This window comes from Rhizobium sp. LARHSG275 (genome assembly GCF_052871115.1).
Map to the genome: position 1 here is coordinate 154,541 of NZ_JBIXJN010000008.1, position 21,425 is coordinate 175,965.

At 62.2% G+C, this 21,425-nt stretch carries 21 protein-coding genes and 1 pseudogene; 8 read left to right on the forward strand and 14 right to left on the reverse strand.

The window, feature by feature from the left end:
• The first annotated feature begins 91 nt into the window (after positions 1 to 91).
• Entirely contained in the window at positions 92 to 1,321 is a 1,230-nt protein-coding gene (locus ACIPSK_RS12835; protein WP_017965366.1) for a benzoate/H(+) symporter BenE family transporter, read from the forward strand.
• Between the two features lie 427 nt (positions 1,322 to 1,748).
• Positions 1,749 to 3,500, forward strand: coding sequence for a 2-isopropylmalate synthase (gene leuA, locus ACIPSK_RS12840; protein WP_017965364.1), 1,752 nt, complete (start codon positions 1,749 to 1,751; stop codon positions 3,498 to 3,500).
• A gap of 41 nt (positions 3,501 to 3,541) precedes the next feature.
• Here leuA and ACIPSK_RS12845 read toward each other — a convergent pair.
• From ACIPSK_RS12845 to ACIPSK_RS12865, 5 genes and pseudogenes are all read right to left on the reverse strand, one after another.
• Positions 3,542 to 3,694: pseudogene (locus tag ACIPSK_RS12845) on the reverse strand (winged helix-turn-helix transcriptional regulator); the annotation flags it as partial.
• A 4-nt stretch (positions 3,695 to 3,698) separates the two neighbouring features.
• Complete coding sequence (locus ACIPSK_RS12850; RefSeq protein ID WP_017965362.1) at positions 3,699 to 4,547, reverse strand: anti-sigma factor family protein; 849 nt, start codon at positions 4,545 to 4,547, stop codon at positions 3,699 to 3,701.
• 2 nt (positions 4,548 to 4,549) lie between these two features.
• Complete coding sequence (locus ACIPSK_RS12855) at positions 4,550 to 5,059, reverse strand: RNA polymerase sigma factor (RefSeq protein WP_017965361.1); 510 nt, start codon at positions 5,057 to 5,059, stop codon at positions 4,550 to 4,552.
• Positions 5,060 to 5,246: 187 nt separating this feature from the next.
• Positions 5,247 to 5,807 carry a tetratricopeptide repeat protein gene (locus ACIPSK_RS12860; RefSeq protein ID WP_064247836.1) on the reverse strand — a complete coding sequence of 187 codons (561 nt, stop codon included), beginning with the start codon at positions 5,805 to 5,807 and terminating at the stop codon, positions 5,247 to 5,249.
• 159 nt (positions 5,808 to 5,966) lie between these two features.
• Positions 5,967 to 6,875 (reverse strand): metallophosphoesterase family protein, encoded by a 909-nt coding sequence (locus tag ACIPSK_RS12865; RefSeq protein WP_162116574.1) that lies wholly within the window; start codon positions 6,873 to 6,875, stop codon positions 5,967 to 5,969.
• A 73-nt stretch (positions 6,876 to 6,948) separates the two neighbouring features.
• On the opposite strand from ACIPSK_RS12865, the gene ACIPSK_RS12870 reads away from it, so the two are divergent.
• On the forward strand, positions 6,949 to 7,425 hold the full coding sequence (locus ACIPSK_RS12870) for an NUDIX domain-containing protein (protein ID WP_162116501.1): 477 nt from the start codon (positions 6,949 to 6,951) through the stop codon (positions 7,423 to 7,425).
• Positions 7,426 to 7,505: 80 nt separating this feature from the next.
• On the opposite strand, the gene ACIPSK_RS12875 is transcribed toward ACIPSK_RS12870, so the two are convergent.
• On the reverse strand, positions 7,506 to 8,516 hold the full coding sequence (locus tag ACIPSK_RS12875; protein ID WP_162116575.1) for a glutathione S-transferase family protein: 1,011 nt from the start codon (positions 8,514 to 8,516) through the stop codon (positions 7,506 to 7,508).
• Between the two features lie 195 nt (positions 8,517 to 8,711).
• Between ACIPSK_RS12875 and ACIPSK_RS12880 the strand changes: the two genes are divergently transcribed.
• Positions 8,712 to 9,275, forward strand: coding sequence for a GNAT family N-acetyltransferase (locus ACIPSK_RS12880; protein WP_162116502.1), 564 nt, complete (start codon positions 8,712 to 8,714; stop codon positions 9,273 to 9,275).
• A gap of 198 nt (positions 9,276 to 9,473) precedes the next feature.
• On the opposite strand, the gene ACIPSK_RS12885 is transcribed toward ACIPSK_RS12880, so the two are convergent.
• Genes ACIPSK_RS12885 through ACIPSK_RS12905 form a run of 5 tightly spaced genes read right to left on the reverse strand, consistent with a single transcriptional unit; the run spans position 9,474 to position 16,720 of the window.
• The gene (locus tag ACIPSK_RS12885; RefSeq protein ID WP_162116503.1) at positions 9,474 to 9,890 is read right to left on the reverse strand and encodes a GNAT family N-acetyltransferase; all 417 of its coding nucleotides are present in this window, start codon (positions 9,888 to 9,890) and stop codon (positions 9,474 to 9,476) included.
• A 4-nt stretch (positions 9,891 to 9,894) separates the two neighbouring features.
• Positions 9,895 to 11,964 carry a hypothetical protein gene (locus tag ACIPSK_RS12890; protein ID WP_162116504.1) on the reverse strand — a complete coding sequence of 690 codons (2,070 nt, stop codon included), beginning with the start codon at positions 11,962 to 11,964 and terminating at the stop codon, positions 9,895 to 9,897.
• A gap of 1 nt (position 11,965) precedes the next feature.
• Entirely contained in the window at positions 11,966 to 14,779 is a 2,814-nt protein-coding gene (locus tag ACIPSK_RS12895) for a DUF4159 domain-containing protein (protein WP_162116505.1), read from the reverse strand.
• Complete coding sequence (locus ACIPSK_RS12900) at positions 14,776 to 15,696, reverse strand: DUF58 domain-containing protein (RefSeq protein ID WP_162116506.1); 921 nt, start codon at positions 15,694 to 15,696, stop codon at positions 14,776 to 14,778. Before ACIPSK_RS12900 ends, ACIPSK_RS12895 begins: the two co-directional genes overlap by 4 nt.
• A gap of 13 nt (positions 15,697 to 15,709) precedes the next feature.
• The gene (locus ACIPSK_RS12905) at positions 15,710 to 16,720 is read right to left on the reverse strand and encodes an AAA family ATPase (RefSeq protein WP_017965351.1); all 1,011 of its coding nucleotides are present in this window, start codon (positions 16,718 to 16,720) and stop codon (positions 15,710 to 15,712) included.
• Positions 16,721 to 16,878: 158 nt separating this feature from the next.
• Here ACIPSK_RS12905 and ACIPSK_RS12910 point away from each other — a divergent pair, with 158 nt between their 5' ends.
• From ACIPSK_RS12910 to ACIPSK_RS12920, 3 genes are read left to right on the forward strand one after another with little or no spacing between them, the layout of a single operon-like run.
• Positions 16,879 to 17,502 carry a DUF1285 domain-containing protein gene (locus tag ACIPSK_RS12910; RefSeq protein WP_162116507.1) on the forward strand — a complete coding sequence of 208 codons (624 nt, stop codon included), beginning with the start codon at positions 16,879 to 16,881 and terminating at the stop codon, positions 17,500 to 17,502.
• Positions 17,499 to 18,149, forward strand: coding sequence for a CoA pyrophosphatase (locus tag ACIPSK_RS12915; protein WP_162116508.1), 651 nt, complete (start codon positions 17,499 to 17,501; stop codon positions 18,147 to 18,149). The genes ACIPSK_RS12910 and ACIPSK_RS12915 overlap by 4 nt, the downstream gene beginning before the upstream one ends.
• Positions 18,146 to 19,399: a CCA tRNA nucleotidyltransferase gene (locus ACIPSK_RS12920; protein WP_162116509.1), complete on the forward strand. Its 1,254-nt coding sequence runs from the start codon at positions 18,146 to 18,148 to the stop codon at positions 19,397 to 19,399. Before ACIPSK_RS12915 ends, ACIPSK_RS12920 begins: the two co-directional genes overlap by 4 nt.
• Here ACIPSK_RS12920 and ACIPSK_RS12925 read toward each other — a convergent pair whose 3' ends face one another.
• From ACIPSK_RS12925 to hemF, 3 genes are all read right to left on the reverse strand, one after another.
• Positions 19,400 to 19,585 (reverse strand): DUF1059 domain-containing protein, encoded by a 186-nt coding sequence (locus ACIPSK_RS12925; RefSeq protein WP_003565542.1) that lies wholly within the window; start codon positions 19,583 to 19,585, stop codon positions 19,400 to 19,402. It lies immediately after the preceding gene.
• A 114-nt stretch (positions 19,586 to 19,699) separates the two neighbouring features.
• A complete protein-coding gene (locus ACIPSK_RS12930; RefSeq protein ID WP_017965347.1) occupies positions 19,700 to 19,969 on the reverse strand; it encodes a hypothetical protein in 270 nt (89 codons plus the stop codon).
• A 102-nt stretch (positions 19,970 to 20,071) separates the two neighbouring features.
• The gene (hemF, locus tag ACIPSK_RS12935) at positions 20,072 to 20,983 is read right to left on the reverse strand and encodes an oxygen-dependent coproporphyrinogen oxidase (protein ID WP_162116510.1); all 912 of its coding nucleotides are present in this window, start codon (positions 20,981 to 20,983) and stop codon (positions 20,072 to 20,074) included.
• A 179-nt stretch (positions 20,984 to 21,162) separates the two neighbouring features.
• On the opposite strand from hemF, the gene ACIPSK_RS12940 reads away from it, so the two are divergent.
• Positions 21,163 to 21,423: a hypothetical protein gene (locus tag ACIPSK_RS12940; protein WP_017965345.1), complete on the forward strand. Its 261-nt coding sequence runs from the start codon at positions 21,163 to 21,165 to the stop codon at positions 21,421 to 21,423.
• The last annotated feature ends 2 nt before the right edge of the window (positions 21,424 to 21,425 follow it).

The window sequence follows — 21,425 nt, forward strand, 5'->3', positions numbered from 1 at the left end:
ATAAGGCTTGAACGGAGATGGTCTCCTATCGACAAGGTCTGAACGGAAAGCACAGAGTCCGGACTTGCGTCTGGGACAACCATCATGCTCCATGCGCCATTCGCGCAGCTCGAGTCCCGTCATGCTCAAAGACTTTTCCGTCCAAGCCCTGTTCATGGGCCTGCTGACCGCCTTCGTCGGTTCCGCCAGCTCCTTCGCCGTTGTGCTGCACGGGTTGCAGGCGGTCGGCGCCACGGATGTACAGGCGGCTTCCGGGCTCATGGCATTGTCGATTTCCATGGGCGTCTGCGCGATCGTGTTGAGTGCCGTGACCCGGTTGCCGGTCAGCATCGCCTGGTCGACACCGGGTGCCGCACTGCTGGCAAGCACCGGGGCGATCGAGGGCGGCTTCAACGCGGCGGTCGGGGCATTTCTGATCTGTGCTGTGCTGATTATCGTTGCGGGACTGTTCAAGCCGCTCGGGCGAGCGGTTGCCGCGATTCCGGCACCACTCGCCAATGCGATGCTTGCCGGCGTGCTGATCGGCCTCTGCTTCGCACCGGTGAAGGCGATCGGCTTCAATCCGCTGTTCGGTCTGCCGATCGTCGTCGCCTGGATCGTCGTCGGCGCCTTCAAGCGGCTTTGGGCGGTGCCGGCAGCACTCGCAGCCTTCGCGCTGGTGCTCGCCTTCGGCGTCGATATCCCCGAGGGTGCGCTCGGCTCGCTGGAACAATCACTGGTGCCAACGGCGGAAATCGTCCGGCCGGTGTTCAATTTGGCCGGCCTCATCTCGATCGCGCTGCCGCTCTTCATCGTCACCATGGCTTCGCAGAACATTCCGGGTATCGCGGTGCTGAAGGTCAACCACTACGACCCGAAGCCCGGTCCGCTCTTTGCCGTCACCGGCTTCTTCTCGCTGCTGTCGGCGCCGTTCGGCGGCCACGCGGTCAATCTGGCGGCCATCACCGCGGCGATGTGCGCCGGACAGGATGCCCATGCCGACCCGAAGCGGCGCTATTGGGCGTCCCTGATCGCCGGCGTCGGTTATATCATCCTCGGGCTGCTTGCCGGCGCGGTGACGGCCTTCGTCGCGCTGGCGCCTTCGATCCTGATCGAGGCGGTAGCGGGGCTGGCGCTGGTCGGCGCCTTTTCGTCCTCGGCGATGTCGGCCTTCCAGGCGCCAGCCTCCCGTGAGGCGGCGGCAATCACCTTCCTCGTCACCGCATCCGGGGTTTCCTTCGGCGGCATTTCCGGCGCCTTCTGGGGCCTGATCGCGGGTGGGCTGATGCTGGCGCTGTCGCGGCTGGTGAAGATTTGGAAAGACCGAGCTCAGTCGAGGTAACGGAAGGTCGTTGTGCTCCCCAAATGCCGGATCCTGGCGCTTTCAAGCAGCTCCGCCGGCAATAAGGACAGTTCGTCGATCGTTGGCGGCGACCAAAAGCCGGGCAAGGACTTGCCAGTCTTACAGCCCGAGGTTATAAGCGCGGTCATGAAGACCACTGGCGCCAGAATTTCTGAGACGATTGTACGCGGCCGCATCGCCCTGCGTGACGTCTCGCGCGCCCTGACCTCGCTTCTTCTCCTCGGCCTTACACGCGGTTGCCGGGTCCTTTGAGGAGCGCCCGGCGGCCGAAAGCCCGCCCGGCCATCGCTCCTCGCGACTCATTTTCAAAATTGACCTAACGACCGACGAGGTCCGCATTTGTTTATCGCCAAGCCCGACCTGATCGGCTAAGAGCGGGCAAATGCCGGGACGAGGAGACGATACGATGGACGCAAAGACGCAATCCTCCGAAAATAAGATGGCCTCCAAGAGCGGAACGAGCTCCGCAAAAGGCATGCCTGACGCCGCGGTGAAATACCGGGCCTATCCGCAGGTGAACATTCCCGATCGCACATGGCCGACGAAGACCATTACCAAGGCACCGGTCTGGTGCTCGGTCGACCTGCGCGACGGCAACCAGGCGCTCGTCGACCCGATGGGACACGATCGCAAGGCGCGGATGTTCCATTTGCTGATCGAGATGGGCTTCAAGGAAATCGAGATCGGTTTCCCCTCGGCCTCGCAGACCGATTTCGACTTCGCCCGCTGGTGTGTGGAGGAGGGCAATGTGCCCGACGACGTCTCCCTGCAGGTATTGGTGCAGTGCCGCCCGGAACTCATTACCCGCACCTTCGAAGCACTGGAAGGCGCAAATCGGCCGATCGTGCACTTCTACAACTCCACCAGCGAGTTGCAGCGCCGCGTCGTCTTCGCCAAGGATGTGCAGGGCATCAAGCAGATCGCCGTCGATGCGGCCAAGATGATCACCGATATGGCCGCGAAGGCCGGCGGCGGTTACCGTTTCGAATATTCGCCGGAGAGCTTTACCGGTACGGAACTCGATGTGGCGCTGGAGATCTGCAACGCCGTCATCGAGGTCGTCAAGCCGACGCCCGATAACAAGCTGATCATCAACCTGCCATCTACCGTCGAGATGGCGACGCCGAACGTCTACGCCGACCAGATCGAATGGATGTGTCGCAACCTCGACAATCGCGAGAACCTGATCGTTTCGCTGCATCCGCATAACGACCGCGGCACCGGCATTGCCGCTGCCGAATTGGCTCTGCTGGCAGGTGCCGACCGCGTCGAAGGCACGCTGTTCGGCAATGGCGAGCGCACCGGCAATGTCGACATGGTGACGATGGCGCTGAACATGTTCACGCAAGGCGTCGATCCCGAGATCGACTGCTCGAATATCGAGCGCATCAAGGAAGTGTTCGAATATTCGAACCAGATGGCGATCGGCGAGCGTCATCCCTACGTCGGCGAACTGGTCTATACGGCCTTCTCCGGCTCGCATCAGGATGCGATCAACAAGGGTATGAAGGCAGCACAGGTCGCCAATCATCCCGTGTGGGAGGTCCCGTACCTGCCGATCGATCCGCGCGATGTCGGTCGTTCCTACGAGGCGATCATCCGCATCAACTCTCAGTCCGGCAAGGGCGGCATCGCCTATATCCTGCAGCAGGATTACGGGCTGAACCTGCCGCGTAACCTGCAGGTGGAATACCGCGAGGATATCCAGCGCATCACCGACGTAGAGGGCAAGGAGCTTCCGTCCCGGCGCATCTACGACCGCTTCATCGAGCGCTACGTGACGCAGCCGGAAGGGCGCCTGCGCTTCGTCGACCATCACACCTATCCCGACACCGAGCACAAAGGTCAGCGGATCGTCGCAGCCGAGATTACCGACAATGGGGAGATCAAGCGCATCGAAGGGCGCGGTAACGGTCCGATCGACGGCTTCATCAATGCGCTGTCGCATTATCTCGGCATTGAGATGTCGGTCGAGGACTATTCCGAGCATTCGCTCCAGCATGGCTCGAACGCGGCGGCGATCTCCTATGTCGAGACCTCCTATCCCGGCGGCAAACTCTTCGGCGCCGGCATCAATACCAACATCGTCGCGGCATCGCTGGAAGCGATCGTCTCGGCCGCCAACCGCGTGCTCGACGTGAAGGCCGGCAAGGCCTGATCTTAAAAGGACTCAGGCCGCGACCGCAGCAATTCAAAGTGTTACAGCGTCCTATCCGCGTCTGAAAAGATGCGCTGCGCCGTCGCGCGGCGCGGCCTGACGATGCAGTCGGCGATATCGCCGGCTTCGTTGCGCGCCTCGGCATGGCGCTGGCCCCGTTGGCAGAGCGCCAGCAGCACCGGCTCGAGGCCGAGGCAATCAGATCGCGGTGGCGATCTCCATGGCGAGGTGTCCGAGGGTTGCCTCGGCGGAGGGGCCGGCAAGCACATACGAGGTGCCGGCATTGTGCCAGGTCACGAGGCCGATCTCGTCCTTGATCGTTTCTTTGAAGTCGTCGGTCTCGGGCGGCTGCGCGTCCTTGCGGAAACAGATGGAGATAACGTCGCCGTCGGCGTTGGAATAAACGAGCTGCCCGACAGGGCGGCTGTCGCCGAGGATGACGCGCGCGCCCTGGAAGGTCCAGGCTTCGGCGCTGAGATCAGGCACACGGAAGGGCACGCCGATCGCGGTCGTCAGCCAGCTGGAGATTTCCTCGGCCTGCGAGGCAGGCACTTCGACGAGATGGCGGGGCTGGCGGATCAGCAGGCGCTGATAGGCGGTGACGTCGCCCAGCCAGTCGTTGGTATTGGTCGGTGCCGTATTGGTGGTGGTGGCCATGGTGGCGATCTCGTCGGCATCGGGGGCTGCGCCGACGAAATAGCCGATGCCGCAACCGACGACGAAGAGGATGAGAGCGGCGGCCAGCGCCTGCGGGCCGCTCGGCGCCAGTTTCACCTGCGGACGCGTGGCGCGCTGGGCGATCGGCGTTTTTGGCGGCTGCGTGCTCTTGATGGAGCGGACGAGGGCGAGCGGCACCGGCTCCTTGAGGATATCGTCGAGGCGGCGGCGGCCAAAATCGGCGCCGTGACGCAGCTTCTCATGCAGCCGGCGCGCATTCTCGTCACTTGCCAGACGCTGTTCCAGTTCGTGCCGCTGTTCGGGCGAGACTTCGCCGTCGAGAAGGGCGGTGAGCTGGGCTTCGAGCGGCAATTTCCTAAAATCGAGCAAATTCAGTACCTGTGGATCGGGTGAGTGCCGGCGAGCCCGGCGAAATGCAGCCTCGCGGTGGCGAGCTGAGAGACGACGTTTGTCAACGGAATGCCCATGATGTCGGCCGCCTGCTGATAGCTGTGGCCTTCGACGTCGACGAGCAGGAACATGCTGGAAACGCCATCCGGCATATCGGAAATCATGTGATGGATGGTGTCGGGATCGACCGCAGCCGAGCGTTCGCGCGCGGCCTCGCGAATATCGGTGACGTTGCCGCGGACGGAAGCCTTCGGCTTGCGCTTGCGGATGTCGTCAGTCCATTGCTGGCGGGCAAGCGTGTAAATCCAGCTTTCCAGCCGGCCTTCGCCGCTCCATTGATGACCTTTGGAAATGGCGCGCTGACAGACAGCCTGAACAAGTTCATCGGCCACGGCAACCTCACCCGCGAGCGTGATCGCGAAGCGGCGAAGGCGGGGTAGGAGGCCGACGAGATCACGCCGGAGATCGATGGTCGTTGCGGGCTGACGCATTGTCTATCCAAGAAGCATTCACAATGGTCTCGCGGACGAAGGGTTCGCCGTCGGGCGCGAAACCGACTTTATCGACGCTGTCGATGCATGAGCTTTATGAAACAAGTCTCCTGCACTTCGCAAGCATCCGGTCGTCTTCATCCCTCTTTCCCGAGAGATTTTCGTATTGTGGCCCGCAAAGCTTGCGTCAATATGTCTTGTAGCCGTTCAAGCTTTGCAGCAGGGAGCGATAGGCCCAGGTGCCTTCGCCGCCGCGATCACGGATTTCGACAAGCTGGACGCGGGCGCCCTGGATGTCTCCCTGTTCCACCAGCGCCATGCCCATATAGGAGCGGGCGAGGATATAATTCTCATCCGCCTGCAGCGCCTTGCGGTAGTAGGACATGCCGAGCTCCATGCGGCCGGCCTTGCGATTGGCGTAACCGAGATAGTTCAGGACGCGCGGGTCGTTCTGGTTGCGAGCGAGATTGAGCACCGTGATTGCGTTGTCATACTGCCCGGCATATGCAAACTCGCGGGCGAACTGATAGAGATCGTCGTCATTGAAGCTGCTCTTCTTCGGGTTGACACATTCTTTCTTGGCCTTGTCCCAGACCTTGCCGCCGGTGCAGGTCTTGGTCGTCTGGGTCTTCGGCGGCGGATTGGTGTCATCGTTGCTGTCGCCGGCCGCAAAAGCGGCCGTGGCGATGCCGAAGGCAAAGCCGGCGGCGAGCGAAAGTCTGGACAGGTAACGGAAAGAAGAAGTCATCGGCGCGCTCCATTCTCAGGCAATGCAGTTGCTCGGATTGTACGCTTACCACTAAAAATACCAAGAGGGTAAGCAACCTCCATGGCAAATGTTGCGACGGTGGCCCGATGTCCTCGCAGATCGATTCAAGTGCTGCATAAAAAGCGTTCAGAAGTGACGCTAAGGCGCGAAAATATCGGCACTTTCCGGCATCACCGCGTCGCCAGCCCTGTTGAGGCTGAAGCGCTCGCCGCTGAGCTCCCAGGCGCCGGGAGAGCCGTCGATGGAGAAGAGGTTGTAGGCGGCGGGCGGCTTGACGCTACCCGGTCCCTGCGAGGCAGAGGCAATGCCGACGACCGGCACCGGCTGCACCTGGCCGCGCAGCCAATGCAGCGTGTTCAGGTGCGTATGACCGTGTAGCACGAGTTCGGCGCCGCCCGTCGAAATCACGGCGGCGAAGCGGCGGATGCCGATCATCCGTTTGTAGAAGGCCGTGGCGCCGCGGATTGGCGGATGATGGATCATGACAACGCGGAAGAGTCCGGCTTCCCCAGCCGCGCGCAACATGTTGACAGTATCGCGGGCCTGTCGCGCGCCGAAAAAGCCGGAGGCGGCGAAGGGAGGAGTGGCGACCGCCGTCGAGCAGCCGACAATCGCGACTTTGCCGCGAACACGCAGATAGGGGAAGATATGGCGGTCGTCCTGCCACTGCGGCGGAGCCAGATCGCCGCGGACATAATCATACCAGGCGCGCATCGACTTCTCATAGGCGCCTGGTACATAGGCGTCATGATTGCCGGGAACGACTGACGTGTTCGCGGGATCGCCGAACGCGCGGAGCCATGCAGCCGCGGCGCGAATCTCAATGCCGCTCGCCAGATTGACGAGGTCGCCGGTGACGGCCAGGTGATCGGCCTGGTGGGCGCGAATGTCGTCGAGCAGCAGATCCAACGTGCTGCCGAAAAGGTGCTTGCGTCGATTTCGATGCCAGTTCACAAAGCCTGTTATGCGTTTTGAAAACAGCTCTTGAACGGAAAGACTGGGCAGCGGCCCGAGGTGGACGTCGGAGATATGCGCGAGCTTGAACATGTTACGAGACATAGACCAGCTTATTGACAAATCAAACACATCGGGCGCGATGAAGAGCTGAAACGGAGTGATAGTGGATAAAGAGAACCGGCCCCTTCACATGAGGCTGGCATTGTGCCTGCTGCATGTCTATTTCAGTTTCGTCCGTAGCATGACCGTGGGCGTGCGGGCCGCTTGTTTCGATGCGGACGGGCGCATCTTTCTCGTGCGCCACAGCTATGTCGGCGGCTGGCATATGCCAGGCGGCGGGCTGGAGCGCAACGAGACGGTCGAGGAAGCGCTTGTCAAGGAATTGCGCGAGGAGGGCAACCTCAGGATCATCGGCAAGCCGCAGCTGATCCAGGTCTATTTCAATACCACGACTACAAGGCGCGACCATGTCGTCTTCTACCGGGCGACCGTCGAGCAGACCGCTCCGCGGCCGCCGGACTGGGAGATATCCGACAGCGGCTTCTTTTCCCTCGACAGCTTGCCCGAGGGCACGACCAAGGCGACGTATCGCCGTCTCGCGGAGCTTCGCGGCGAGCGGGAGTCCGACCACCGCTGGTGAACCTCAGGCGGCGGCAAGCGACTGCATAATTTCTTAAATCGGAATCGATTTAGGGATAAAATTTGCAGCAATTCAAAGTGCTACAGCGTCCTTTGCACGTCTAAAAAGGCGCGCGGCGTTGTAGTGCGGCCGTGCGGACTGTCGAGATCGAGCGCCGGGCCGACGGGAACGATGCCGGTGGGATTGATCGTTTTGTGGCTGCGATAATAGTGCTGCTTGATGTGGTTGAGGTTCACCGTCTCGGCAACGCCTGCGGTTTGATACAGGTCTCGCAGATAGCCGGGCAGGTTGCGGTAGTCGGCGATGCGGCGGATGTTGCACTTGAAATGGCCGACATAGACAGCGTCGAAGCGCACCAACGTGGTGAACAGGCGCCAGTCGGCCTCGGTCTGGCGGTTGCCGAAGAGGTAGCGGCCCTTGCCAAGGCGCTCGTCGAGCATGTCGAGCGTTTCGAACAGCTTGCCGACGTTTTCTTCATAGGCTTGCTGGGTGGTGGCAAAGCCCGCCTTGTAGACGCCGTTGTTGACGGTGTCGTAGACGATAGCGTTCAGCGCATCGATGTCGGAGCGAAGGTCCTCGGGATAAAAATCGGCTGTCGAGCCGGTCAGCCCGTCGAAGGCGCCATTGAACATGCGGATGATCTCGGCGGATTCGTTGTTGACGATCGTGCCGGTCTTCTTGTCCCAGAGCACGGGAACGGTGACGCGGCCGGAATAGCGCGGATCGGCCCTGATATAGATCTGCCAGAGCGTGGTGGCGTCGAAGAGGTGGTCGCCGGTGGCACCGCCGCCGACCTTGAACTCCCAGCCGTTCTCGAGCATCAGCGGATCGACGACGGAGACCGAGATCAGCTCTTCGAGCTTCTTCAGCTTGCGGAAGATCAGCGTGCGGTGCGCCCAGGGGCAGGCGAGCGAGACATAGAGATGGTAACGCCCGGCCTCGGCCTTGAAGCCACCGCTGCCCGAAGGGCCGGCCTCACCGTCCGATGTCACCCAGTTGCGGAACTGCGAGGGCTGCCGCTTGAAATGGCCCTTGCTCTCCTTCGTGTCGTACCAGACGTCATGCCAGACGCCATCCACCAGCATTCCCATGGTCTTCATTCCCTTCATTGCGTGTTGGAACGGAAGATATCGCAGATGCCAGGGCTTTACAGGCGACAAAGATTGAACAGTGCGTCACGTCGCGCATTTTGCGTTGGACGGCGGAAATTTTTCCTGCTATCGGCGTTTTCACGATTTTTCGGACCCCTGCTTGATGTTCATTTCCAGAAACCCGCGACGACGCTGATGCTCCCGAACGCCCTAGGCGTGTTCGAGACCCATCAATCTGTCCATCCGGTTTCTGTCATCATGTACAAGCACGATCTCGTCTACCTCACTGAAGACGCGTCTCATGACGCCGCCATCGAACACATCAACGAAGAAGCCTTCGGTCCGGGCCGCTTCACGCGCGCTGCCGCGCGCATCCGTGAGCAGGGGCCGCATGATCTGTCGCTCTCCTTCATCTGCACCGATAACGGTGAGACGATCGCCTCCGTGCGTATGACGCCGGTACTGGCCGGCACGGTGAAGGGCCATCTGCTTGGCCCGCTCGCCGTCCGCCCCTCCCACAAGAACAAGGGCATCGGCCGGGAACTGGTGCGGATCGCGGTGGAGGCGGCAAGGCGCAAGGGCTCGGAAGCCGTCATCCTCGTCGGCGACCCGCCCTATTACGGCCCGCTCGGTTTCGAGAAGGTCGCCTACAATGCGCTTTCTTTTCCAGGCCCGGTCGATCCCGGTCGTGTGCTTGTCGTTCCGATTGCCGACGGCGTGCAGGCGCGGCTGAAGGGCACGATCGCTTGGCGTGAATGATTTAGAGCGCTACGCGTCCTTTCGGACGCACAAAGGACGCTCTAACACTTTGACTCTACGCATCGTGCTTTCCGAAAATCGATTCCGGTTTTCGGGCTGATGCGCCAGAGCAATTCCAGCAAAGTGCACAGCGGTCGGAATTGCGTGAAAACAAAGAGATAGAGCACTTCCGTGATTCGAAGAAAAACGGAAAGTGCTCTAGAGACTTTTCCGGAGGAAGCTGCGCGTGCGGCCTTCCGGGAAATCCTCAAGCTCCCCGAAGACCTCATAACCCTGGCTGAGGTAGGCGCGCAGAGCCCGCGGGCTGAACGTGTCGATCCAAGCGCCGCGGCACCCCCGGGCTCTCGCCTCTTCTTCCGCCTTTGCGAGGATATTGCCTGATATACCGGTGCCGCGCAGTGTGGCGGGAATGTAGAGCATCTGGGTGAAAAGCCAGCCCCAGGCGGTAAAACCGGAAAGACCGCCCGTCACCTTGCCGTCGGTATCGCGGATGAGGACCGCAAGCGGCCGGCGATCCGAGGGGCCGACATCGCTGTTGTTGAACGCCGAGAGCGCGTCGGTGATTGCCGCGAGCTCTTCTGTCGAGGGCGCGGCGGTGAGCTCGAATTCCGGCATGAGATTACCGCCCTTCGCGCCACCACATGGCGCCGAAGGCGAGCAGCAGGATGCCGACGCCGGCGAAACCGGCAAAGAGCGGCAGCGTGTTGATGCCCTTCAAGACGGTCTCGCTGGTCATGCGGATCATCATGCGATCGTTGTCGGAGACGCGCACCTGGCCGCGCACCGGCAGGATCGGCGGCACCGAGATCGCGCCATTTGCATTGGAGACGCGGGCGACGAGACCCTTGCTTCTGTCGGCGACCGGTTTCAGCACATCGGTCGTCGAGATCATCGCCTTGAATTCCGGTGCATCGACGGCGCCGATATGGACAAGCGTCGACAGATTGCCGTTGCGAATTTCGAAGAGACCGATTTCGTCCATCCTCTTCTCGGCTTTGTAGAGGCCCGGTTCGGACTGGGTAAGCGGCAGAGTTTCGGTCTTGCCGGAAGGATAACGCACGGTGGCGTTGCCGGGATTGTCGCCGATCGTCTGGCGCGTGATCTCAAGGGTCCGGCCGGAGGCGCGCGCCGTCAGCGCTTCTTCCTCGAGCGCCGGCTCCTTCATCAGCCAATGGGCGATACGGCGATAGAGCGAAACGTTCGGACCGCCGCCTTCGAAGCCGCGCGCCCAGAGCCAGCCCTGATCGGAAAGCAGCATGGCGACGCGCCCCTGACCAGCCCGGTTCAGAACCAGCAGCGGGTGATTGTCGGCGCCGAGCATGATCGTCTCGCCCTGCGGCCGGTCGACATCGACGCTGCGGAACCAGCGGCCCCAATGCGGCGGGTCCTCGCCCGACCCGTCAAGGCCGCGCGTGACGGGATGTTTGCGGCCTTCCTCGGAGAGGCGGGGATAGAAGGCCTTTTCGATCATCTCTCCGGTAGGCGTTGCCGGCAGGACCGAGGAAAGTGGCGTCAGTGCAATGGAATCGGGGCCAGCGTGCTCGGGACCGGCGGCGATCAGCAGCGCGCCGCCGTTGTCGACATATTGCGCGATGTAATCGTAATAGAGCAGCGGCAGCACGCCGCGGTGTTGGTAGCGATCAAAGATGATCAGGTCGAAATCCTTGATCTTGTCGACGAAGAGCTCACGCGTCGGGAAGGCGATCAGCGACAGCTCGTTGATCGGCGTTCCGTCCTGTTTTTCCGGCGGACGCAGGATGGTGAAGTGGACGAGATCGACCGACGCATCGGATTTCAGCAGGTTGCGCCAGGCGCGCTCGCCGGCATGCGGCTCGCCGGAAACGAGCAGGACGCGGAGATTCTGGCGGATGCCGTCGATGACGTGGACAGCACGGTTGTTGGCGGTGGTGACTTCGCCGGGAAGGGCTGCGACCGAGAATTCGAGCACATTGCTGCCGCCACCCGGCACCTTGAAGGAGAAGGGCGTATCCTGCCCGGGTGTCGCCTGCAGGGTGGCGATCTCGTCACCATTCAGCTTCACCGTGACATCGGCCGTGCCGCCGGGGCTCGGACCGTCGTCGAAGACGCGCAAGACCACCTGCTGCTCTTCGTTGACGATGCCGAAGCGCGGCCCCTTGATGACTTCGATGCGGCGATCGAATTCGCTGGCCTTGCCGGTTACGAGACCATGGATCGGCGCGTCGAAACCGAGCGCCTGATTGGCGGCTGGAAGATCATGGACTTCACCGTCGGTCAGCATGATGGCGCCGCCGATACGGGCGGGCGGGACATCGGCAATGTTGGCCGACAGCGCGTCGAACAGGCGCGTGGACGGCACGTCGGAATTGACGTCGCCTTCGACATCGACGAAGCGGGGCTCTATCTGGGGGAAGCGGGCGAGCTGTCCTTTGAGGGCAGCAAGCGCATCGTCGGTCATCTTGACGCGATCGGGCGTCTGCTGGCTCTGGCTTCGATCGACAAGAACGGGGACGATCGTCGACAACTGATCCCTGTCTTCCTGCAGGAGCACAGGATTGGCAAGCGCGGTCAGCATGGCGAGTGCTGCCAACGTTCTGATCCAGGCGCCGCGGATGCCGCGCCAGATCGCGAAGACGGCGATGATCGTGCTGACGGCAGCCAATGCGGCCAAAACAGGCCAAGGCAGGAAGGGCGAAAAGTCGAACGTCATCTCATTGTCCTAACCGTTCGAGGAGGTCGGGAACATGGACCTGGTCGGTCTTGTAGTTGCCGGTCAGCATATACATCATGATGTTGACACCGGAACGGTAGGCATATTCGCGCTGCGTTTCATCCGACGGCACGGTTGGCAGCATCGGTACGCCATTGTCGTCGATCGCCCAAGCGCCGGCGAAATCATTGCCGGTGATCAGGATCGGCGAAACGCCGTCGGCTGTCGCCGCCGATTTTTCGCTCGGCCCCTGACCGCCCTGCCGGGACTCGATCCAAAGCGGGCTGCCGGTATAACGACCGGGAAAGCTCGACAGGAGATAGAAGGACTTCGTCAGCACATGGTCTGATGGTACCGGTTCGAGCGCCGGAATATCGAGATTGGCGAGGATTGTCTGCAGCCTCTCTCCGTTGGCGCTGACATTGCCGCCATTGTCCAATGCGCTGATCTGATCGCGCGTATCGAAAAGCACAGTGCCGCCATTGCGCATATAGGCGTCGATACGGCTGATCGCTGCCGTCGACGGCATCGGCGCAGTCGCCGAAACCGGCCAATAGATGATCGGATAGAAGGAGAGCTCGTCTTTGGTGAGGTCGATGCCCACGGGCGGTGCCGGCTCCAGCGTCGTGCGAAAAGTCAGGAACTGGGTGAGTCCCTCGAGACCGCGCTCGGATATATTGTCTACCTCCTGTTCGCCGGTAACGACATAGGCGAGGTGTGTATTATCAAGCCTCTGCAAGATGAGGTCGTCGCCGGGCCGGGAGTCGTCGGCGTGAAGCGTGCCGGGTTGGATGAGAAAGCCGGCGCCGACGGCGACCGCGATCATCGCTGTGGTGCGGACAGCCGGGCGCAATCGCGAGAATGCGCCATTCATGAACAGAACGATCAGGCTATCGGCCAAGAGCAGCAGAAAGGCTGCGAGAAAGAGTGCGGGTTTTGCAGACCAGCTTTCGCCGCCGATCAGGCCTTCGCGCACGGCATTGGTCCCTGTTGTGTCGAGCGGCGTCAGTTCGGCGTTCTCGGGCAGCACGTTCAGGGAGGTGAAACCGTCCTCCGAACCGTAGAGCCCGGGCGGGTTGTCGAAATTCGCCGTCGGTTCGGCTCCGGCTTGCGGGATGAGCGGCCGAGCCGAACCCGTCTCGGAGACGAGCGTGCCCTTGGCCGTCAGCATACGGAATGGCGGCAGGGTTTCGGAGACACGCGCATTGCCGCGCGCTTCCGAAGTCACGCCGCCCGAGCGCGATATCTGCAGGAGGTGACGCAGCATGTCGACGAAAGTGCCTGAGATCGGCAGGTTGGACCAGGTTGCTTCCGCGGTAACGTGAAACAGGACGATCTGGCCGGATGCGAGCTGCTTCATCGTCACGAGCGGCGTGCCGTCAGCCAGGTTCGCCCAGGTGCGTTCGGCAAGATCGGGTGTCGGTTCGGCAAGCACCTGCCGCTTGACGACGACATCGGCAGGACGCGCTATCCGGGCGAAAGGTCCGAAACTTGGAAATTCGGCAAGTGACTGCGGCTCGCTCCAGGACAAAGTGCCGCCCAGCGCCCGTTCTCCCTGGCGCAGGATGACGGGGATCAGCGGATCGTCCGCAGGGGCTGCCGCCATGCGCGGGCCGGCAAAACGCAGGAGCATGCCGCCATTCGATATCCAGCGCGTCAGAGGCTCGTAGGTCTCCTCCGGCAGCCGGCCGATGTCGGCCATGATGATGATGGAGGGATTGCTGGCGAGAAGTTTTGGTATTGCGACCGAAAGATCGGAATCGGCGGGTTGGATCAGATCCGCGTAGGGCTGCAGCGCTCGCTGGATATAATAGAGCGGCGAGAGCAACGGCTGGAACTCATCCCCTCCTTCGCCCGACAGCAAGACGACGCGACGGCGCTTGAATGCATCATCGAGAAGGTGGACGGCGCCTGCGGTGGCACCATTGTCGACGCTGACGCGTGCGAAATCGTTGCGCATCTCGAAGGGTGCGGTGATCGAACTCGTCGCGACGCTCTGGCCGGGGCGGAAGTCCACCCTACCGTTGGCGATCGAGCGGCCCTGGGTATCGACGGCGTTCAACGCCACGGATGCGGCATGCGAGGTATTGAGCCGAGTGACCTTAACGGTCATGGCGTCTGCCGCATTGTTGGCGGCGGTGATCGCCACTGTCCGCGCGGCATCGCCTTCGATTAGGCGCAGATCGGCGGGCTGGAGTTCGGCGAGCCTGCGCACCGTCGGGTCGCCTGGCTTGGCGGCGGCGCCGTCGGTCAGGAAGGCGAGGGTACCAGGCTTGATGCCATTCAGCGCGGCGCGCAGCGCCTGGAAGGCGCGTTCGCGGTCCGGCACAAGCGGTCGTGGCTCGGCGGCGCGCAGCTTGTCGCGGGCGGCAGCGGCGGTGCCGGGCACGGCGTCGTTGGTCGGATCGGCGGTGAAGGCGATCGACACAGGCGTGCCGGCGGATTCGGCATCGTCTATCAATGCGTCGGCGGTCTGGATGCGGCGCTCCCAGTCCGGTGCCGCCGCCCAGCTGTTGTCGACGAAGAGGACGAGCGGGCCACCTGATGCGAGCGAACTGGTGCGCGGATTGAAAACCGGATCGGCGATCGCAAGGATGATGGCGGCGGCGAGCAGCATGCGCAGCAGCGTCAGCCACCACGGGCTTTGCGCCGGCGTCTCCTCGCGCTTCAGCACGGAGGCGAGGATCTTCAGCGGCGGGAAGACTTCGGTCTTCGGACGTGGCGGCGTCAGCCGCAGCAGCCACCAGATGACGGGCAAGGCAAGGAGCGCGCCTAGAATGGCGGGATGGGCGAAAGCGAAGGGAAGGGCGTTCATAGCTGCCCTCCATGCGTAGCCTTGGCCGGCATGCCGGACAGATAGACGTGCACCGCGACCAGCGCCTCCGACGCAAGGTGATCGGTGCGGTGGCTCGCGAATGTCCAGCCGAGATGGCGCAGCGACTGGCCGAGGCTGTCCCTGCGGGCGAGATAGGCGGTGCGATAGGCCTCGCGGATATGTTCGGCGCGGCCGGAGATAAGCTTGGCGCCGCTCTCCGGATCTGTGAATTCGGTGCGGCCGCTATAGGGGAATATCTCTTCGGCGGGATCTGATATCTCGACCACGTGGCCGCGCAGGCCGCGGCGGGCAAGCGGGCCGAGCCGTTCCATGATTGCCGGCGCATCGTCGAGGAAATCGCCGATGAGGACGAGGTCGCTCCAGCCGCGGATCATCGCCGTTTCCGGCAGGCCGCCGGTCAGCGGTGTGTGCATGAGCGCGGCTGCGAGGCGTTCTGCGGCGTTGCGGGCGGAAGCGGGTTCCATGATGCCGGGGCAGCCGATGCGTTCGCCGGAGCGGGCGAGGATTTCGGCAAGCGCCAGCATGATGACCAGCGCGCGGCTTTCCTTAGAGACGCTGCCATAGCTCGACTTGTACATCATCGAGGGCGACATGTCGCACCAGAGCCAGATCGTGTGCGCGGCCTCCCACTCGCGCTCGCGCACGTAGGTATGGTCGTCGCGGGCGGAACGGCGCCAGTCGATGCGGGACAGGCTCTCGCCTTCAGCATAAGGGCGAAACTGCCAGAAATTCTCGCCGATGCCGCGCTTGCGGCGACCATGCCAGCCAGCGATCACAGTGTTGGCAATGCGCTTGGCTTCCACCAGGCAGTCCGGCACCAGGGCGGCCCGCTGCCTGGCGCGGGAAAGGGCATCGCTGCCGGGTGTCGGATTGACGATCTGTCCGATAGATGCCACGCGTCCGGCTTCCTTATCCCTTTGCCTGCTTGACCAGTCCGGCGATGACATCGCGCACCGACATGCCTTCGGCGCGGGCGGCGAAAGTCAGCGCCATGCGATGCTGGAGAATGGGTTCGGCGAGCGCGAAGATATCGTCCAGAGACGGTGCGAGACGGCCTTCGTAGAGCGCGCGGGCACGCGCGCAAAGCATCATCGCCTGGCCGGCGCGCGGGCCTGGACCCCAGGCGACGTTCTTGTCGGTCGAGGCATTGCCCTGTCCTGGACGGGCGGAGCGTACCAGTGCCAGGATGGCATCGACAACCGTGCCGCTCACCGGCATCTGCCGCACCAGGGTCTGGATTTCGATCAGCCGCTGCGCATCGATGATGGCTTCCGGCCGGGTTTCGCCCAAGCCCGTCGTCTCGAGCAGAATCTGGCGCTCGGCCGCAAGTTCGGGGTAGTTGACATCGACTTGCAGCAGGAAGCGGTCGAGCTGGGCTTCGGGCAGAGGATAGGTGCCTTCCTGCTCGAGCGGGTTCTGGGTGGCAAGCACATGGAAGGGCGCCGGGAGGTCATAGCGCTGGCCGGCGATCGTGATGTGATATTCCTGCATGGATTGCAGAAGGGCCGACTGGGTACGCGGTGAGGCGCGGTTGATCTCGTCGGCCATCAGGAGCTGGGCGAAGACCGGACCCTTGACGAAACGGAAGGAGCGGCGTCCACTGTCGTCCTGGTCCATCACCTCGGAGCCGAGAATATCCGAGGGCATCAGATCGGGCGTGAACTGGATGCGGTTGGCGGCAAGGCCGAGCACCTCGCCGAGCGTCGTCACCAGTCTGGTCTTGGCAAGGCCGGGAACGCCGACGAGCAGGGCATGACCGCCGGACAGCACGGCGAGAATGGTGTTCTCGACGACGCTTTCCTGACCGAAGATCACCTTCGAGACTTCCCCGCGGATGGCGGCGATATCGGAGAGCGCCTTTTCGGCGGCGGCGACGATCGCCTTTTCATCGAGGCTGGCTTCGGTCTTCATCATACCCACGGGCATCTCCAACGGCTGAAATCATTCGGCAGCGAATCGGCGGACTTATACATGTGCCTCATACCCGATAGAGTTATGGAGATGTGACGGGCTGACAAGTTCGTTGCGAATGACTATCTCGTGACTTTACTTCGTTAAGGACAAACCGGGACGGAAGAATGGCAGCCGAGGAAATCAGCGGACAGACGGATGCGGCGGGACTTGCCGCGCTGATTTTGCGCGCCTCTGAGGAAAATGCCGGCAAAAAACGAGGATTGCCGCCAGTCGAACGGTGGAATCCACCTTTCTGCGGCGATATCGACATGGAAATCCGGGCGGACGGCACCTGGTTCTACATGGGCACGCCGATCGGCCGACCGGCGCTGGTGCGGCTGTTCTCGACGGTTTTGAGGAAAGACGACGACCAGAAGACCTATCTCGTAACTCCTGTGGAAAAGGTCGGTATAAGGGTCGTCGACGCGCCTTTCATCGCCGTGGAGATGAGCGTGACGGAGGGGCAAGGCCAACAGGTGCTGACTTTTCGCACCAATGTCGGCGATGTCGTGGAGGCGGGAGGAGAGCATCGGCTGCGCTTTGCCATTGCGGGCGAGAATGCCGAATTAAAACCCTATCTGCATGTGCGCGGGCGGCTGGAGGCGCTGGTATCGCGTGCAGTGATGTATGAACTGGTCGCGCTCGGCGAGACTTTCAAGGTGGAGGGGCAGGCGATGTTTGCGATACGCTCCGCCGGCGAAGTCTTCCCGATTATGCCGGCCGACGAACTGGATGCGCTTTGCCGATGAATGATGCGATCACCCACCGCTACCCGCTGTTTTCCGCAGCCGAATTCCGCCGCCGCGCGCTCAACCAGAATGGCGGGCCGGTCGACCATGCCTGGCGCGATCACGGGGACCACATCCTTAATCCCGATATCGTGGCCGAGGTCGAGACCTTCAAGCTGCGCGACGCCGCCGTGCTCGTGCCCGTCGTCGATGACGGCGAGGAGGCGTATGTGATCTTCACCAAGCGCACGACGACGCTGCGCAAGCATTCCGGGCAGATCGCCTTTCCCGGCGGCTCGATCGACCCCGCCGATATCTCGCCCGAAATGGCAGCGATCCGTGAGACGGAGGAGGAGATCGGCCTGGCCGGTTCTTTCGTCGAAACCGTCGGACGACTGCCGAATTACCTTGCTTCGACGGGCTTCCGCATCACGCCGGTGCTCGGCATCGTCACGCCGGGCTTTGCGCTGACACTGAACCCGACCGAGGTGGACGACGTGTTCGAGGTGCCGCTTTCCTTCCTGATGGATCCTGCCAATCACACCCGCGATAGACGTGTCATCGACGGCATCGACCGGCATTTCTACCGCATGCCTTATGAAACCAGAATGATCTGGGGCATCACCGCCGGCATCGTCCGTACGCTTTACGAAAGGCTTTATGCATGACCGGCCTTGCCGACCAAGCATGGTTCCGCGATCCGGCCCTCGGTCGGATCCTAGCGCTTCTCAACGCCGATGGCGGGGAAGGACGGGTGGTTGGCGGTGCGGTGCGCAACAGCCTGATGGGCCTGCCGGTCAATGATGTCGACATCGCTACGACACTCAGACCGGAGGCGGTGATGGAGCGGGCGGCGGCGGCTGGCATCAAGGCAGTCCCAACCGGCCTGGAGCACGGCACGGTGACGCTCGTCATCGACGGCAAACCTTTCGAGGTGACGACGCTTCGCACCGATGTCGAGACCGACGGGCGGCATGCCAAGGTTGCCTTCAGCACTGACTGGAAGGCAGATGCCGAACGGCGGGATCTGACGATCAACGCGCTTTATGCCGATGCCGAGGGCGAGGTGGTGGATCTCGTTGGCGGACTTGCCGACATTGAGACGCGAAACATCCGCTTCATCGGCGATCCTGCAAGGCGAATTGCCGAGGACCATCTGCGCATCCTGCGTTTCTTCCGCTTCTTTGCCTATTACGGTTCTGGACGGCCGGATGCCGAAGGGCTGAAGGCATGTTCCCTCGCACGTTCGAAACTGAAGACGCTTTCGGCAGAGCGCGTCTGGTCTGAACTCAGAAAGCTGCTTGGCGCCGGCGATCCCGGCCGGGCGCTGCTTTGGATGCGGCAGGTGGCGGTGCTGACGGAAATCCTGCCGGAGTCGGAACGATGGGGGATCGATGCAATCCCTTCGCTGATTACCACCGAAAAGGCGCTCGGCTGGACGCCCGATCCACTGCTGCGCCTTGCGGCGATCGTGCCGCCGGATGCTGAGCGCATGGAGCTGCTTGCGGCCCGGCTCAAGCTCTCGAATGCGGAGGCGGCCACCCTCAAGGCCTGGGCAACGGCAGCGCCTGTTAATGACGATATGTCGCCGGCCGCCTTCGAACGTCTGCTTTACCGCAACGGCGCCGACGGCATCACGACGCGGCTGAAGCTGGCGCTTGCGGTTGCGCGCGGCAAGGCCGAAGGTGATTTCGACGAGATGGCGCGGTCGGCGCGGCTCATCAAGCTGCTGGACAAGGCAATGCTCTGGAAGAAACCGCAGTTTCCGCTGAACGGCGGCGATGTGATTTCGGCGGGAATCGCGTCCGGTCCGCGTGTCGGCGAGCTGCTTGCCGCTCTGGAAAACCAGTGGGTGGAGGAAAATTTCGTTTCCGACCGGGCGGCGCTGCTCGCCCGGCTGCAGGAGCGCGTGCAATAATCAGGCTGCGTTCACCTCGTCGCGGATGCGAGCCTTAATGTTATCCACCATGTTTTCGCGGATCGTGGTTTCGCCGTGAGCATTTTTCAGGTGCTCAACGGCACGGCGGACCACCTCGGCGTCGCTATCCGCCCGTGTATGCCAGGCGCAGCCCGGAACGAGAGTGCCGCATTCGAAAAGTCGCATGATCTTCTCCTCTGTTCGAAACACAATGACGATCGCGATCTTACGCGATTTATGAATGTGCGGGGGGAGGGAAGGTTCCGGCCGGCATCGACATGCCGGCCAGCAAAGGCAAAGTCAGTCGGGCATCGCCCAGGCTTTGTAGGTATCCAAGAGATGGCGGGGCATGTTGCTGTTGGCGGCCGCTGCTTCATTCTGCAGCTGTTCCGGCGACTTTCCGCTGGCCAGTTGCAGCTTGACCTGCTCGACGAAGCAGGACAGCGGCAGATCCGAGCCGCTCTTGGCCCGCAGTTTCTCCGCGATGCGCGTTAAAAACTCAGGCGTGTCGATCGCGCGGGATGTTTCCTGGACATCCGTGGACGCAGGCGAGCCACCTTGTATCGTCATGACAATCCTCCTCGATTGTTACGCACATACACATAAAGTTAGGACGCACTGAGTTTTCGTGAAGGTCTATCAACTCGAATTTATCGACGAGATCTCACAGTTTCATGGCCAGCGGACGACGGGGGGCAACGATGAGAGAATGGATTCAACGTTGCCGCCGGTCTTCAGGCCGAAGATCGTGCCGCGATCATACAGCAGATTGAATTCGACGTAGCGGCCCCGGCGGATCAATTGTTCGTCGCGGTCGGCCTCCGTCCACAATTTATTGAAATTGGAGCGGACGATCTTTGGATAGACCATGGAGAAGGCCCGGCCGACATCGCGCGTGAAGGCGAAATCGGCATCCCAGCCGCCGGCTTCCTCGCTCGAATGCAGCCAGTCGTAGAAGATGCCGCCGATGCCGCGGGCCTCGTTGCGGTGTTTCAGGAAGAAATATTCGTCGCACCAGGCCTTGTAGGCATCGTAATCGGCGACGGCATGATTGCGGCAGGCGATCTCCATGGCCTTGTGGAAAAGCTGGCTATCCTCATCCTCCTGCGTGCGGCGGCGCGACAGCACCGGCGTCAGGTCGGCTCCGCCGCCGAACCAGTGGCTTGATGTGACCACCATGCGGGTGTTCATATGCACCGCCGGAACGTTTGGGTTGACGGGATGAGCGATCAGGGAAATGCCCGAGGCCCAGAAACGCGGATCGTCCTTGGCGCCAGGTATCTGGCCACGGAAATCCGGAGAGAACTCGCCGTGGACGGTGGAGGTGTGGACGCCGACCTTTTCGAAGACGCGGCCTTCCATCATCGACATCCGGCCACCGCCGCCGGCGCCGTCTTCGCGTGACCAGTCCTTGGCGACGAAGCGGCCAGGCTGCTGGTCGGAAAGCGGCCCTTCCAGCTCATCCTCGAGGGCCTCGAAGGAAGCGCAGATCGTATCGCGCAATCCCTCGAACCAATTGCGGGCGGCGGCCTTCTTGTCTTCGATGTCGCCGGGCAAGCCGATCGGCAGTTCAGGTCGTTCCATTTGCGCCTCCGGCGATCGACATCTCCTTCGGAGGCGACTCGCTCATTCTTGATTGCACGCCATAATTAGCAGTTGGTGCTGCATCTCGCCAAGCGTGGCCAATCACCGTCCGTGCGCTTCCAAGATTCGACTCGCAAATCAAGAATTTCGATATTACCTTTTCCAAGGAGGTAAGTTTGATGAAAAAAGTTCCAGGGCCTCCGTCCTTCGACGGCCTGAAGCGCAGGATAGCGAGACATCGGGCGGAAAATCCTCCGCGCAAGAAAGACCATTTCGTGCGTGAGACATATTGCCTCGGCCTCATGGACGCACGCGCCAAGGCGCGCGAATGGTTCGACGAATATCCGAAAGCCGCCTATTGGACCGAGGTGGAGAGTTGGCGTCAGCTCGACGGAGACCAGATCGAATTCACCATGCGCCGCCTGCCTTCGGCCGACTGACC